Raw genomic sequence first — 14,177 nt, 5'->3', positions numbered from 1 at the left:
CTTATAACTGAATAGGTTATAATGTTAAGCAGATAGCCGGCTTAGCTCAGTTGGTAGAGCATCTGATTTGTAATCAGAGGGTCGAGGGTTCAAGTCCTTTAGCCGGCATTACATTGCGGATTTAGTTCAGTGGTAGAACACCACCTTGCCAAGGTGGGGGTCGCGAGTTCGAATCTCGTAATCCGCTTTGCTACAATTTAATATTATTGATAGCTATATCATTATGCCGGGGTGGCGGAACAGGCAGACGCACAGGACTTAAAATCCTGCGGAGGTTACACTCCGTACCGGTTCGATTCCGGTCCTCGGCACTTTTTTTGCACCCTTAGCTCAATTGGATAGAGTGTCTGACTACGAATCAGAAGGTTACAGGTTCGACTCCTGTAGGGTGTATGCATTTAAGGTATGACGGTGGTCATGCCTTTTTATTTTGTCTAAAAATATGTCCTTAGCACTCTTAGTTTTGTGAGGGCCAAGGACTTTTTAATACTTAATTGAAAATACGAATAAAAAACTTACGAATATTTGCTCCCCATTGATCAATGGGTGTGCTTATTTTTCTAAAGAAGCGAATTAAGCCATTGCCTTTTTCAATTGGTTCGGCGACAATAACCGCTGTGTTAGGCGGATTTAAGGAAGGTAAATACTCTCCTGCACTTCCTTCAACTTGAACTTCTAACCGACCAATCGCAGTGTGTTCTTTAATAGGAGCCATCAGTTGATCACCTTCAAAATAAGAAGGATCAGGGACAAAATGATAATTAAAAACAGGTGCTGTATCGATTAATGGAGTGACGACCGCCACATCATCTTGATACTTTAATTCAGCAAAAGCTTCTTTACCATTTCGAACTGCTATCCGAGCAATATTTTTAATTTTATCTCCTTGATTCAACACATGATCTAAGCGAAAAGCCGCAAATCCATAAGTCAATAAACGTTTATGATCATTATGACTTTCAGTAGAACTCGTAGGATTCAAAATAACGCTGATCAATCGTAAGGAGTCTTTTTTAGCCGTTTGGACTGATAGAAAATGATCTTGATCGTTAACGCCACCCATCAACCCATCGAGTCCTTCATAAACTGAATCGTCTGAATAATTTAAAGGATTTAACATTTCAAAAGCATCCTCAGATTCCGCATCAAATAGATCAATTTCTTTTTTGGTTTCTTCCACAAAGTCCGGAGCAATGTTTAATAATTGATAGGCACATAGACCGACAGCTGTAGGTGTTAGTTTATTTCTTTTTTCTTGATCCATTCCCGTCGCATTATACAACTCATACTCTTTAATTCCCCACTGCTCAAGTTGGCGCTTCATTCGTTCTACAAACTTATCTTCAGTTCCATCTACATGTTCTACTAAAGCCAGCATGGCGCTATTGGCTTGCCCCACTCCTATCGCATGAAGCAAAGAGTTTACAGTGTATTCTTTGTCTTGCCTTAGAGGAACATTGGGAATCGAATAATTTTGACTTAAAGAATACACCTCATCTGAAATACTCACTTTATCTTCCAATGACAAAGTTCCCTCTTCAATCAATTGATAAATTAAGTAAGTACTCAATATTTTAGTTAATTCGCCAATATCATATAAATCATTTTCTTTTTTCTTATACAATATTTGTCCTGTATTGGCATCTGTTAATAAAGCGCCTTCGCTAGTAACTTCAGGACGATTCGCTGCTAAGGATGTGGAAGGAAATAAAAAGCTACTGATTAATATTAAACAACTACTCCATAAAATCATCCATTTTTTAATGTTCCTCACTCTCCTTTTGCAGTGGCAATATCATTTTAAATATTAGTTCATTATCGACAATTTCAGCATGAATAGTTCCTTCATGATGGTGAATAATATTTTTAACAATAGATAATCCTAACCCTGATCCTGACTGATCTGAGTTACGAGAAGTATCGGTACGATAACTTCTTAGGAAAATTTTTTCTAATTCTTCTTCGGGAATCATCTCTCCATCATTACGCACTTCAAGACAAAGATGCTGATCCTCCGTTTCAAAGGCAACTAGCGTAATCTTTGTAGCACGGTGAGCATACTTTAATGCATTGGTAATTAAGTTGTTAAATACGCGGGCCATCTTTTCTACATCGAAATAACCTTGAATGTCTTGAGAGTCTACTTCGATTTCGATGGTCATCCCCTCTTCTTGAGCTGCCAATTCAAATTCCGCCGCTAATTGGGACAAGAATAAATAAACGGGTAGCGTCGATTTATTCAAACAATAAGTCGTTGAACGAGACGCTGTATATTCAAACAGATCATCGACCAATGTTTGCATATGTTGCGCCTTACTATAAGCGACTGTCAAATACTGATGAGTCTCCTCAGGAGAAAGTTCAATAGTATCGTTCGTTACTAATCCCAAGTAGCCGATAATCGATGTTAGAGGCGTTCTCAAATCGTGTCCTACATTCGTGACTAACTCATCTTTTATTTGTTCTACTCGTCGTTCTTCCTCAATCGCAGCTACCGCACTATCTAGTAGTTGATTAATACTTCTTACAACTGATTGTCGCTGACTAGAAACTAATGTTTCATCGATTCGATACTCATAGTGACCTTGAGCAATATATTCAACAACTTTTAAAATATTGTTTAATTCCATTTGAGTCTGACGACGTTTAACACGCCAAAAAACCATCCCTAAACCGGATAGTAAAACAAAGAACATCACAATATATTGAATAATTGCCAGTCCGGTTGATTCGTTACTTTGAATAAAGGACCAAGCTTCAGGATAAGTCCAATAAAAGAAATGAGGGAAAAAATCACGTAAAATTAAAATAACACCCAAATAGATAAAAATGACTATTCCGAGTGTTATAATCGCATCAATCACTATCTCCGCACGATGCGTCCGACTTAAGGACAATTGCGGAATGACTTGAGTTTGTTTATTAGCCTTCAATTTTATAGCCTACTCCCCAAACGGTTTCAATGACTTTTTCTCCGCCTGTAGCTTGAGTGATTTTATCACGCAAATGACTAACGTGAACCATGACCGTTTTAGCGCTGACGATACTTTCTTGATTCCATACCGCTTCAAAAATTTCATCGGCACTAAAGACCCGATTTGGGTGACTAGCAAGCAAGTATAAAATACCAAACTCTAAAGCTGTCAACTGAATATCTTTTCCATCCGTTGTCTTTACTTCGTGAGACTCTTTGCGAATCGTTAAAGGTCCAGCATGAATCACTTCTGGCTCTTCGACTTCGCTATAAGTATATTGTCTTCTTAATAAAGACTTCACACGAGCAATAACCTCCAGAGGGTTAAAGGGTTTTGTTACATAATCATCGGCACCAGAGATAAGACCTTGAATTTTATCGTTGTCAGAAGATTTCGCACTAACAATAATAACAGGAATACTATCATTTTCAGCACGAAGAATCTTTAAGACTTCCATCCCATCTACTTGTGGCATCATGACATCTAAAATAACTAATTGAATACCTTGATCATTTTTTAAGTAATTGAGTGCTTGTTGTCCATTGTAAGCTTTAACAACCTCATACCCTTCATTTTGAAGGTAGATATTAAGCAATTCGACGATTTCGCGATCATCATCAACAATCATTATTTTCATTAAGCGCACTCCTTTCTTTTTTATTGTTTTCGTTTCTACTTATAGTATACCTTATTTTTTGACTTTTTTGCATTTTGTAAGACAATTTCACAAACTGATCAAAATTCTAACGCTGATTGATCAATTATCCTTCTTCAATTAAATCCCGTTTAATATACCCATAATAACCGACTCCAATTAAAAGAAGTCCGATTAAAAAGACAGCGACAAAAGGTTCCCATTCAAAAGTTTGAAGAGGTTCACTGGCTAACCATCCTTGGGGCACTGTTTTTAATACCCACTCAGGAATGTCTAATAAGGAATAGAAGTAATTTAAAAAGAAAGAATAAGCTAAGTAAATATACACTACTTTATTAACTTTAGGAAACCAACCTAAAAAGACGCTAGCTAGCCCTACAAAACATATAACGGATGGGAAAAGGTTATAGCCAATTTTCAAAAAGTCTGTTAACGTCATCACTGGCTCTTTCATCACACTCACTGCCGTAACGCCTAAACTACCCGCTACAGCGAGTATCCCGAGGATTGATACAATAACCGCAAGTAAAGTCGTGGCACCGTACATTTGACTACGTTTTACTTTTGTACTGTACACTTGACTTAAATAGCGTTCTTTTTCTTGATTATACAAACGATTTATCATAGCTATCGGTAAAATCATCACTAAACAAACGAGTACCATCATCACAGTGGTTGTAAAAGATACTTCAATGGAAACATCTACTTGAGAAAAGACCGCTTTGACTAATTCATTACTATTTAAAAAAGAGCCGATATCGCCGTAAACTGCACCATAAGCGACTCCTAAAATGACAAAAGTACTCATCCAAGATAAAATAAGTCCTTTATTTAATTTAAAGGTAAAGCCAGGAATAGACAATAAACTAGCTTGAGCATGGGCTTTTCCTTGTTTTTCTCGAAGATAACTAGCAGATAAATCGCGTTTTCCTTCTAGTATAAATGCTAAAATACCCATAACAAAACTAAAAATAAGCGCAAAAGCAACCGGTGTCCAATGATTTTTTGTAAAAGGGTAAGTCAAATAACTCCACGCTAAGGGGTTGTAAAATGACAAAGACTCATGGGAAATATCAGTCATACCACGAGTGATGTAAAGTAACCCCATGATTCCAAGGCTTGTCCCGATTGCTGAAGAAGACGTTGGCATAATTTGAGCAACAACTAAAGCGACCAAACCACCCATGAGCCCTGCTACCCCAATGGAAGAAGCAAATAAAAGGACCCTTCTAGCGTAATGGTGTCAGCTTTAAAGCCAGTCATAACTAATCCAATAAAAAGAATAAGTAACAAATTGACAGTGATTGTAAGTAAAAGAGTCGCCAAAGAATTGGCTAAACGTCCAATTGGAAACGAACGAGTAAGCTCTAAAATACCACTATCCTCTTCTTTACGCGTACGGCTGACCACATACAAACTAGAAAGAGTAAAAGAAAGTAACGCACAAAACAGCAACATTTCATGGCTGTACATAGCTCCTAATGTATAGTCCGCCGCTTCTTTAACTGGAGTTGGTCCAACCATGGAGGTCATCGCTGGGTTTTGTAAAATATAATACATCCCGCTCGCGCCGGATCCTTTAGCTAACTCTTCAAAAGCTGGAACAAATCCCGCGCAAAAAAGACCTAATCCTAAAAGCCAAAGAATTAGTTTTTTATAATCTTGTTTAATACGGTGAAAATAAAGCACTGACCACCGTCCAAATTTTTCATTCATAATACGCCCTCCTTCGCCCTTAGCTTTTATAGTGCCCCATAAACAAATCTTCCAATGTCGGTGGTGTAATAACCAACTGATTAACGTGTAGCTGGGTTGCTGTTTGTAAAATATTATTTAAATGAACAGAATCGACAGAGAAGGTAGCTTGTCCATCTTTTTGAATGAAGTCATACACCCCTTCAAGTTCTTTTAAAACCGAAACGTCTTCTGTCGTATCAATAGTTACAACAGAACGGGTTAAATGTCTTAATTCCTCTAATGTCCCAGATTCCACGACTTCACCTTGACGAATAATAACCACTTTGTCAGCTAAACGTTCTACCTCTGACAAAATATGGGACGAAAGTAAAATGGTTTTGCCTTGTTGTTTTAACCGTTCAACTTCTTGTTGGAACACCTGTTCCATTAAGGGATCTAACCCAGAGGTTGGCTCATCAAAGATATATAGATCAGAATCAACGGCTAAAGCAGCAATTAAAGCGACTTTTTGGCGATTCCCTTTCGAATAGCTTTTAGCTTTTTTCGAGGGTCTAATTCAAACCGTTGAATTAATTCATCGCGTTTAGTATTATTTTGTGAACCGTGAAGTTTCATTAATAAATCAATAATTTCCCCACCGGTTAAATTACCCCATAATGCCACGTCCCCTGGTACATAAGATAATCTTTTATGAATATCAAACGCTTCATCCCAAACATCTTGACCAAAAATTTTGGCACTTCCCCCGTCTTTTTGGATCATGCCTAAAAGGATACGGATCGTCGTTGATTTACCTGCACCGTTTGGGCCAATGAAACCAACTACTTCACCACTATTTGCTGTAAATGTTACATTTTTTAATGCTTGAAACTTACCAAAAGATTTTTGTAGTCCTTTAATCTCGATGGTCGCAGTCATAAGATCACCCCTTAAATAAAACTCATTACTACTTAATTTTAATTTAATTTTATCACATCCTCTATTTCCATTCACTTACTAAGTTTTCTAAGGCACTTAAAAAACCTTGAAAACTCACTCGTTTCCAAGGCTTTAATTATTTATTATCTTGAATAGTTTGGTGCTTCTTTTGTAATTTGAACGTCGTGTGGGTGAGATTCGATTAAACCAGCACCACTCATACGAACAAATTGAGCTTCGTTACGTAAAGTTTCTAAGTTAGGGGCACCGCAGTAACCCATACCTGCACGAATTCCACCAATCATTTGGAATAGAATTTCTTGAACAGATCCTTTATAAGCGACGCGTCCTTCGATTCCTTCTGGAACTAATTTGTTCGCTTCGTTGGTTGATTGGAAGTAACGATCACTTGATCCTTTTTCCATGGCTGCTAAACTTCCCATACCGCGGTAAGTTTTAAAGCGACGTCCTTGGTAAATTTCAAATTCACCTGGAGATTCATCTGTTCCGGCAAGCATACTTCCTAACATTGCGACATGTCCACCTGCTGCTAAAGCTTTAACAATATCACCAGAATACTTAATTCCACCGTCAGCAATAATCGCTTTACCATATTCTCTAGCTACAGTTGCACAGTCGTAAATAGCGCTTAATTGAGGCACACCAACACCAGCAACTACGCGGGTTGTACAAATTGATCCTGGACCAATTCCTACTTTAACCACGTCAACACCTACGTCAAATAACTCGCGAGCTGCTTCTGCGGTTGCGACGTTTCCAGCAATAATCGCCACATCTTTGTAAGCATCACGGATTTCTTTAATTTTGCGAATAACTCCTGCACTATGTCCGTGAGCCGTGTCAATAACTAAAACGTCCACATCTTCGTTAATTAAAGTTTGAGCACGTTCAAATGTATCAGAAGTAACGCCTACGGCAGCGGCGACTAATAAACGGCCATGTTCATCTTTAGCTGCGTTAGGATATTGAGTTACTTTTTCAATATCTTTAATAGTAATTAACCCTGCTAAACATCCTTTATCGTCAACTAACGGTAACTTTTCAATGCGATGCTCGTGTAATTCTTTCTTTGCTTCTTCAAGTGAAGTCCCGCGCGGTGCTGTTACTAAGTTTTCAGACGTCATGACTTCTTTAATCGCAATATCATAAGTCGTTAAAAAGCGAATATCGCGGTTAGTTAAAATACCGACAAGCGTTAAATCATCTTCGCTTTTCACAACTGGCATACCAGAAATACGGTAGCGCTCCATTAAATCTTCTGCGTCTTGAACCGTGTGCTCTGGTGTTAAATAGATCGGGTCAATAATAACCCCATTTTCAGAACGTTTTACTTTACGCACTTCGTCTGCTTGTGCTTCAATGGACATATTTTTATGAATAACACCTAATCCACCTTGACGAGCCATAGCGATGGCCATCTTAGCTTCTGTTACCGTATCCATACTTGCACTCATAATTGGTATTTGTAATTTAATTTTGTCTGTTAAATTAACAGATAAATCAACATCATTTGGTAATACATCACTTTTTGCTGGTACTAATAAAACATCATCAAACGTATAACCTTCTCGGCTAAATTTTGTCTCCCATGCAGTAGTCATCAATGAGCCTCCTATTTTTTTGTTTCTTTATACATTATCACTCAACCGTCTTTGAATCAAGTCCTAATCATATTCTACCAAAAAACCGAATACTCTGTTGAGTACTCGGTAAACATTAGAATAATCCGCCTTCAATACGATAGCGTTGTCTTAATATATAACGTCCGGCTAAGCCCACTAAACCTAAAACAATGTAAAACATCGGTGAAAAGAGCGGGTTGATCGCTGGCGGTAAAAATAGAATCGATGCGCTGACAGTCATAATCCATACTAACATCGCTCCCACAGAAGCAAGAGTATATTTTAAATACCCACGCTCCTTACGAGGAGCATCCATATTTGGTAAGTATTTAGCCATAATCATTGTCGCAAAACCAGCGAGAATATAGTTAATAACTAACGTAATAAGCCCCATCGGGGTGCCTTGATTTCCGCGCAAATGAGCTACACCTGTTAATAAAGTATAAATGGAACCCATAAGGAGCGCGCCGTCAACGCCTACCATCCAAGAAGGAGCTTCTAGGCGATTGTCTTTAGCATCTTGTTCTTCTTGACGATCAAGTCCCAACATGGTTTGTGCAACCTCAGTGGGTGTGCCATAAATTTGTTGCGCTGTCTCACTGGTTTTTTGGCCTGCTAACAGTGTTTCATAAACTTCGTTAAAAGCAGGTGCAACCGCTTCTTCATCTCCTCCATGAGCCTTTACTTGACGCCAAGTGGTAATAAGAAATTGGCGGTTTTTGCGTGTCAAATTATTAAATTCTGCTCCGCTCACGCCAGGAACAATTTCTTTAGATGACGTGACCGAGGAATGAACCGTTTGTTCTTCTAAAAATTCGCTCGGTGCACTGGGTCCTTGAATTGTTTCATCCAAAGTGGCTTCTACAGATTTTCTTTTTTCTTCTTGAGAAAAATCTACTTCTTCATTGAACTCTTCGTTATTTTTTTCTAAATCGGTCATTATTAATCACCTTTTCTTTGAAAAGACTAGACGTTGAAACGGAATAAAATGATATCTCCGTCTTGGACGATGTAGTCTTTCCCTTCTGAACGAACGCGTCCCGCTTCTCTAGCTTGGTTCATGCCGCCGTACTTCATTAAATCATCAAAGGAGACCGTCTCAGCTCTAATAAAGCCGCGTTCAAAGTCCGTATGAATAATTCCAGCTGCTTGAGGAGCCGTCATACCTTTTTTGAATGTCCAAGCACGTACTTCTTTTTCGCCGGCAGTAAAGTAAGTTCCTAATCCTAATAAGCTATACGATTTTTGAATTAAGTGATCTAATCCAGAAGCTTCTAATCCAAAATCTTCTAAAAAGATTTGTTTTTCATCTTCATCGAGTACCGCAATTTCTTCTTCTAAACTAGCACAAACAGGTACTACGTCGGCTCCTTGCTTTTGAGCGAGTTCACGTACTTCTTGAAGATATGGGTTTTCTTCTGGATCAGCCACTTCATCTTCAGAAATATTAGCTACATATAACATTTTCTTGCGAGTTAATAAGAACAAACTATTAACAATACGTTCTTGTTCTGGTATAAATTCTAGAGAGTTTGCTAACTGGTCATTTTCTAGCGCTTCTTTTAACTTTTCCAAAACAGCTAATTCAGCAACTGCTTCTTTTTCTCCTGTTCGAGCTTGTTTTTTCACCCGTTCGAAGCGGCGGTCAATCGTTTCTAAGTCTGCTAAAATTAATTCTAAGTTAATCGTTTCGATATCTGATAAAGGATCAACCTTTCCTGATACGTGGGTAATGTTTCCATCATCAAAACAACGAACGACGTGTACAATCGCATCAACTTGACGAATGTTGCTTAAGAATTTATTCCCTAATCCTTCACCTTTACTTGCCCCTTTTACAATTCCAGCAATATCAGTAAATTCAAAGGTTGTTGGGACTTCTTTTTGTGGTTGAACCACTTTAGTAATTTCTTTTAAACGTGAGTCGGGAACTTCTACGACCCCGACGTTTGGGTCAATGGTCGCGAAAGGATAGTTTGCGGCCTCGACTCCTGCTTTAGTAATGGCGTTAAATAGTGTTGATTTTCCAACGTTGGGTAATCCAACAATTCCTGCTGTTAAAGACATCTTTCCACCCCTACTTAATTATCGTTTGCTTTTTTTATAATACGTTTCATTTTCTTTTCAAATTCACGACGTGTCATCGTCACAACATGTTGACAGTTTAGACATTTTATCCGAATATCCATTCCCATTCGAATAATTTCCCATTCATTTGTTTGACATGCGTGAGGTTTTTTCATTTCAATAATATCATGCTTATCGTAATTCAATGAACTTCTACACCTTTCTTTTCGATCCTTTGACCTGTTAAAGTCTTATATTTAAAAGGTCTAAAATACGGGTTAAATCATCAGCCGTCATAAATTCGATTTCAATTTTACCTCGTTGAGAGTTTTGACGTTGGTTAATGAGTACATCCGTACCAAACTTTTCTTGTAAGTTCTGTTCTAATTCAACGATGTAACGTTCTTTTGAAGAAGTTTTTGGTGCGGGTTTAGGTTGGGGTGCAGGTCGTATTTCATTGAGCTGCACCACCTTTTCTTCTAATTGGCGAACAGTCATTTTCTCTTTAATGACTTCTTGAGCCAACGGTTCGATTTGAGTTTTATCTTTTAACCCAAGTAATGTTCGTCCTTGAGCCATTGATAATTCTCCTTCATGAATTAATAGTTTGACTGGCTCTGGTAAGGCGAGAAGTCGTAAATAGTTGGCAATATAAGGTCGACTCTTCCCCATGCGTTTAGCCACTTGTTCTTGTGTTAAGTCTAATTTATTCATTAACACTTGATAAGCTTCTGCTTCTTCTAAAGGACTTAAATCTTCTCGTTGTAAGTTTTCAATGACCGCGATTTCAATCATAGCTTCTTCGTCCATTTGACGAACAATCGCTGGAATGGTTGTCTTACCAGCTAGGCGACTCGCTCGAACGCGGCGTTCTCCAGCAATCAGTTCATAACCTTTAATGCTGGATTTTCTTAAAATAACCGGCTGAAACACTCCTGATTGCTCAATTGAATCAGCTAACTCTTGGAGCGCTTCTTGATTGAAATGCTTACGAGGTTGATAAGGGTTGGCACGAATTTCATCTAAAGCAATCTCGACAACGCGCTCGCCTTCTTCAACTGTTTCATTAAAGGGTGTAAATAAGGTCTCCATTCCGCGACCCAAACCGCCTGTCTTACGCTTAGCCATGGCTCAACACTTCCTTTGCTAAATTGAGATATTGCTCTGCTCCTCGAGACTGACGACGATAGTCAATCACAGATTGTCCGTAAGAGGGCGCTTCAGCTAAATGGATATTTCTAGAAATGACTGTTTTATACACTTTTTCTTGGAAATATTTTTTCACTTCTTCAATAACTTCATAGCCTAGATTAGTCCGTCCATCTAACATTGTCATTAAAACACCTTCAATAGTAAAAGATGGATTAAAGCTTTGTTGGACTAAACGAATCGTATTAAGCAATTGACTGAGTCCTTCCAATGCGTAATATTCACTTTGAACGGGAATTAAAATAGTATCACTAGCAGTAAAGGCGTTAATGGCGAGTTGACCTAAAGAAGGAGGACAGTCTACTAAAATAAAATCATAATCAGACCGTACATCTTCTACGGCTTCTTTTAGACGCTTTTCCCGGTCCGGCAATTGAGCCAATTCGAATTCAGCCACGGCTAATTGAATATCTGAAGGAACAATCCATAAATTCTCTCGAGATGTGGGGACAATGGCTTCTTTAATGGGGGTTCGTTCAATTAAAACGTCGTATAAATTAACATCTACTTCAGTCCGATCAACTCCCAAACCACTGGTGGCATTCCCTTGAGAATCCGCATCAATGATCAATACTTTTTGATCTAAGGAAGCAAGGGCTGCGCCTAAGTTAATCGTCGTGGTTGTTTTGCCAACGCCACCTTTTTGATTACCAATCGCAATCATTCTACTCATCGATGCATCCTCCTTTATTTGATTGGTTGCTTGTTAGGTTTTCCGGCATTACGAGGATATTTGCGGGGGGTGTTTAATGTTTTACGAATAGTGATAATGGTGCGTTCACTTTCTTCAATCGGTAAGTTTTCTGTTTTTACTTCTTCTAGTTTCGCCCCTAACACTTGAATCGCTTTAGTTGCTTCTTCAATTTCCTCTTGAGCTCTTTGACCTTTTAAAGCAACAAAGTAGCCTCCCTTTTTGACAAGAGGAAGACAATATTCCCCTAAAACGTTTAAGGCGGCGACTGCTCTGGCTGTTACGATGTCAAAGTGTTCCCGGTAACGCTTATCTTGACCTACCTCTTCTGCTCTAGCATGAATTGCGGTAACGTTATCGAGTTGTAATTCATCGATTAAAACGTTTAAAAACTGAATTCGTTTATTAAGAGAATCGACAATCGTAATGTCTAATTGAGGATAAACGATCTTCATCGGAATACTTGGAAAACCTGCTCCAGCTCCTATATCACATAAAGTGAGCGGCTTATCCTCAATAGGTGATAGCCAAAGAGCCATTAAACTATCATAGAAATGTTTTAAATAGACTTCTTCTTCTTGAGTAATCGCCGTTAAATTAATTTTTTCATTCCATTCAATTAATAATTCATAATATCGTTTAAATTGATTAATTTGTTTAGAGGTCAGCTCGATGCCTCGATCTAACAACGCTTGAATAAATGCTTCGATCGTCATATTAGAAGCTCCTTTTTTCATCGAATTCGTGGAACATTTTTTGTTTCACGTACCCTTCTACTTTACATGAAAATCATTCTTTTATCAATCAAACCCTATAATTGAAATACCTTTTTAAACAAAAATAATTCCTTGTTTTTAAAGCTTTGTCAGCGGGTCCTATCTTTCAAATTTGTATAAAAATATAAGAGACGTATAATAGCATTTGTATAACTGTGAGGTGTTTTTATGAAAGAACATAAATATTATTTAATACTTGTCACAAGTATTCTTTCCATTTGTTTAGCGTCGGTCTTTTTCTTAATACGCGCACAAAAATCTAACCAACTTGTAGAAGAATCAACATCATCTATTGTAGCCACTTCTCTTTCATCTTCAAATGACGTGTCTCTTCCTGAATCAAGCGTGTCAACTCACTCAGAGCTAGAAGAAAGTGAAGAATCAAGTTCGCAAGAAGTTGAAGAGTCTTTACCTTTTTACAATTCAGCGGATGAACTAATGACTGACATGTTAGAAAAGTACGCTATGGATCCATCCAATTTAGCGATTTCTTACTACAACTTTAATTCGGGAGAAACATATCATTTAAATGAAGAAGTCGCTATGATGGCAGCAAGTACAAACAAAGTTACTACAGCCGTCATGTTTACTGACTTAGTCAACCAAGGTGTTTTAACGTGGGATACTCCTTTTGTTTATAATCCAGCTTTATATGAAGAAGGAGGAGGAACCATTACTAATGGAACACCTCAAGCAAGTTATCCTTTAGAAGAAGTCATTTATGAGTCATTATATTATTCTGATAATACTGCTTGGAATATGTTGATCGATTGGTACTACCGTAACATTGGCGATTTTCAAGAAGGTTCGAAAATTGTCAGCGGAGTGGATTTTATTGACCCTAATATTAACATCGTCAATTACGCGACCTCCAATATGTTACTTTCAGTTTTAAATAAAGTCGTCACTGAACCCCAATATGACTTCATTAAACAAACAATGTTAGAGTCTCAAGACGATCTCTTTTTAAAAAGAGAGTTCAATGAAGGTTTTGGCGCAAAATACGGTCAGTACGAAGATAATTTCCATGACATCGGTTTTTACATCAAAGATGGTGCGCCTCAATATTTAATTGTTGTTCTTTCAACTCATGGCGCCGGTAATGAAGAGTTTTTAGGAGACTTAAACTTACATTTACGTCAATACAATGAAGATCAATTTCATTCTTATTAAAATAAAAACGATTTGACAAAAAGCGATAAAGTCCATATAATTGTGTAAAAGTTAAAAGGCCATGTAACAGCCCTTTTACGGTACAATGTTTTTAACCACTAAAAACATACCCAGGAGGACGTTACATGACCCAAGTACATTTTACACTGAACAACGAAGAGGTTCAAAGTATTATTGAACATTCCGTTAAAGATGATGTGTCTAAAAATATTTTGACCACTGTTTTCAACCAATTGATGGAAAATCAACGAACAGAATATATTCAAGCCGATGACTATGAACGTTCAGAAAGTCGTCAGAGTCAAAGAAATGGCTATTATGAGCGAGACTTTACGACTCGTGTGGGCACACTCGAATTAAAAGTGCCTAGAA

The 14,177-nt window shown here is 37.9% G+C and carries 14 protein-coding genes, 4 tRNA genes and 1 pseudogene; 6 read left to right on the top strand and 13 right to left on the bottom strand.

Annotated elements, in window-relative coordinates:
• The first annotated feature begins 35 nt into the window (after window positions 1–35).
• The 4 genes from BLR79_RS06925 (at window position 36) to BLR79_RS06910 (ending at window position 393) form a co-directional block, all read left to right on the top strand.
• Window positions 36–108, top strand: a tRNA-Thr gene (locus BLR79_RS06925).
• Window positions 109–115: 7 nt separating this feature from the next.
• Window positions 116–187 (top strand) — tRNA-Gly (locus BLR79_RS06920).
• A 38-nt stretch (window positions 188–225) separates the two neighbouring features.
• Window positions 226–311, top strand: a tRNA-Leu gene (locus tag BLR79_RS06915).
• An 8-nt stretch (window positions 312–319) separates the two neighbouring features.
• Window positions 320–393, top strand: a tRNA-Arg gene (locus BLR79_RS06910).
• A 97-nt stretch (window positions 394–490) separates the two neighbouring features.
• Here BLR79_RS06910 and BLR79_RS06905 read toward each other — a convergent pair.
• The 13 genes and pseudogenes from BLR79_RS06905 to rsmG form a co-directional block, all read right to left on the bottom strand.
• Window positions 491–1,774 carry a D-alanyl-D-alanine carboxypeptidase family protein gene (locus BLR79_RS06905; protein WP_143338802.1) on the bottom strand — a complete coding sequence of 428 codons (1,284 nt, stop codon included), beginning with the start codon at window positions 1,772–1,774 and terminating at the stop codon, window positions 491–493.
• Window positions 1,761–2,933 (bottom strand): sensor histidine kinase, encoded by a 1,173-nt coding sequence (locus BLR79_RS06900; protein ID WP_092086247.1) that lies wholly within the window; start codon window positions 2,931–2,933, stop codon window positions 1,761–1,763. Before BLR79_RS06900 ends, BLR79_RS06905 begins: the two co-directional genes overlap by 14 nt.
• Window positions 2,923–3,612: a response regulator transcription factor gene (locus tag BLR79_RS06895; RefSeq protein ID WP_092086244.1), complete on the bottom strand. Its 690-nt coding sequence runs from the start codon at window positions 3,610–3,612 to the stop codon at window positions 2,923–2,925. The genes BLR79_RS06900 and BLR79_RS06895 overlap by 11 nt, the downstream gene beginning before the upstream one ends.
• A 124-nt stretch (window positions 3,613–3,736) precedes the next feature.
• Window positions 3,737–4,816, bottom strand: a complete 1,080-nt coding sequence (locus BLR79_RS06890) for an ABC transporter permease (protein ID WP_327020430.1) — start codon at window positions 4,814–4,816, stop codon at window positions 3,737–3,739.
• 8 nt (window positions 4,817–4,824) lie between these two features.
• On the bottom strand, window positions 4,825–5,346 hold the full coding sequence (locus BLR79_RS09350; RefSeq protein ID WP_308409735.1) for a hypothetical protein: 522 nt from the start codon (window positions 5,344–5,346) through the stop codon (window positions 4,825–4,827).
• 19 nt (window positions 5,347–5,365) lie between these two features.
• Window positions 5,366–6,246 (bottom strand): annotated as a pseudogene (locus BLR79_RS06885) (ABC transporter ATP-binding protein).
• 143 nt (window positions 6,247–6,389) lie between these two features.
• On the bottom strand, window positions 6,390–7,868 hold the full coding sequence (guaB, locus tag BLR79_RS06880) for an IMP dehydrogenase (RefSeq protein WP_092086241.1): 1,479 nt from the start codon (window positions 7,866–7,868) through the stop codon (window positions 6,390–6,392).
• A 115-nt stretch (window positions 7,869–7,983) separates the two neighbouring features.
• Window positions 7,984–8,829, bottom strand: coding sequence for a DUF1129 domain-containing protein (locus BLR79_RS06875; RefSeq protein ID WP_092086238.1), 846 nt, complete (start codon window positions 8,827–8,829; stop codon window positions 7,984–7,986).
• Between the two features lie 26 nt (window positions 8,830–8,855).
• Entirely contained in the window at window positions 8,856–9,956 is a 1,101-nt protein-coding gene (gene ychF / locus BLR79_RS06870; protein WP_092086235.1) for a redox-regulated ATPase YchF, read from the bottom strand.
• 14 nt (window positions 9,957–9,970) lie between these two features.
• Complete coding sequence (locus BLR79_RS06865) at window positions 9,971–10,162, bottom strand: DUF951 domain-containing protein (RefSeq protein ID WP_280522564.1); 192 nt, start codon at window positions 10,160–10,162, stop codon at window positions 9,971–9,973.
• Window positions 10,163–10,199: 37 nt separating this feature from the next.
• Entirely contained in the window at window positions 10,200–11,084 is an 885-nt protein-coding gene (locus BLR79_RS06860) for a ParB/RepB/Spo0J family partition protein (protein ID WP_092086232.1), read from the bottom strand.
• Window positions 11,077–11,838: a ParA family protein gene (locus BLR79_RS06855; RefSeq protein WP_092086229.1), complete on the bottom strand. Its 762-nt coding sequence runs from the start codon at window positions 11,836–11,838 to the stop codon at window positions 11,077–11,079. Before BLR79_RS06855 ends, BLR79_RS06860 begins: the two co-directional genes overlap by 8 nt.
• A 14-nt stretch (window positions 11,839–11,852) precedes the next feature.
• The gene (gene rsmG / locus BLR79_RS06850) at window positions 11,853–12,572 is read right to left on the bottom strand and encodes a 16S rRNA (guanine(527)-N(7))-methyltransferase RsmG (protein WP_092086226.1); all 720 of its coding nucleotides are present in this window, start codon (window positions 12,570–12,572) and stop codon (window positions 11,853–11,855) included.
• A gap of 228 nt (window positions 12,573–12,800) precedes the next feature.
• Between rsmG and BLR79_RS06845 the strand changes: the two genes are divergently transcribed.
• Together BLR79_RS06845 and BLR79_RS06840 are read left to right on the top strand one after the other, a co-directional pair.
• Entirely contained in the window at window positions 12,801–13,805 is a 1,005-nt protein-coding gene (locus BLR79_RS06845; protein WP_092086224.1) for a serine hydrolase, read from the top strand.
• Window positions 13,806–13,930: 125 nt separating this feature from the next.
• A partial coding sequence (locus BLR79_RS06840) for a transposase (RefSeq protein ID WP_200778874.1) occupies window positions 13,931–14,177 on the top strand: 247 nt, incomplete at its 3' end.

The organism is Dolosicoccus paucivorans, from assembly GCF_900100125.1.
Classification (GTDB): domain Bacteria; phylum Bacillota; class Bacilli; order Lactobacillales; family Aerococcaceae; genus Dolosicoccus; species Dolosicoccus paucivorans.
Note: the sequence above shows the minus strand (reverse complement) of the source record. Positions and strands in the feature narration are given on the sequence as shown.

Bases quoted from the DNA above. Each gene is read 5' to 3' on its own strand.
- guaB (WP_092086241.1), bottom strand. From the start codon at position 7,868: ATGACTACTGCATGGGAGACAAAATTTAGCCGAGAAGGTTATACGTTT.
- BLR79_RS06895 (WP_092086244.1), bottom strand. From the start codon at position 3,612: ATGAAAATAATGATTGTTGATGATGATCGCGAAATCGTCGAATTGCTT.
- BLR79_RS06855 (WP_092086229.1), bottom strand. From the start codon at position 11,838: ATGAGTAGAATGATTGCGATTGGTAATCAAAAAGGTGGCGTTGGCAAA.
- BLR79_RS09350 (WP_308409735.1), bottom strand. From the start codon at position 5,346: ATGAATGAAAAATTTGGACGGTGGTCAGTGCTTTATTTTCACCGTATT.
- BLR79_RS06890 (WP_327020430.1), bottom strand. From the start codon at position 4,816: ATGGGTGGTTTGGTCGCTTTAGTTGTTGCTCAAATTATGCCAACGTCT.
- BLR79_RS06860 (WP_092086232.1), bottom strand. From the start codon at position 11,084: ATGGCTAAGCGTAAGACAGGCGGTTTGGGTCGCGGAATGGAGACCTTA.
- BLR79_RS06875 (WP_092086238.1), bottom strand. From the start codon at position 8,829: ATGACCGATTTAGAAAAAAATAACGAAGAGTTCAATGAAGAAGTAGAT.
- BLR79_RS06845 (WP_092086224.1), top strand. From the start codon at position 12,801: ATGAAAGAACATAAATATTATTTAATACTTGTCACAAGTATTCTTTCC.
- ychF (WP_092086235.1), bottom strand. From the start codon at position 9,956: ATGTCTTTAACAGCAGGAATTGTTGGATTACCCAACGTTGGAAAATCA.
- rsmG (WP_092086226.1), bottom strand. From the start codon at position 12,572: ATGACGATCGAAGCATTTATTCAAGCGTTGTTAGATCGAGGCATCGAG.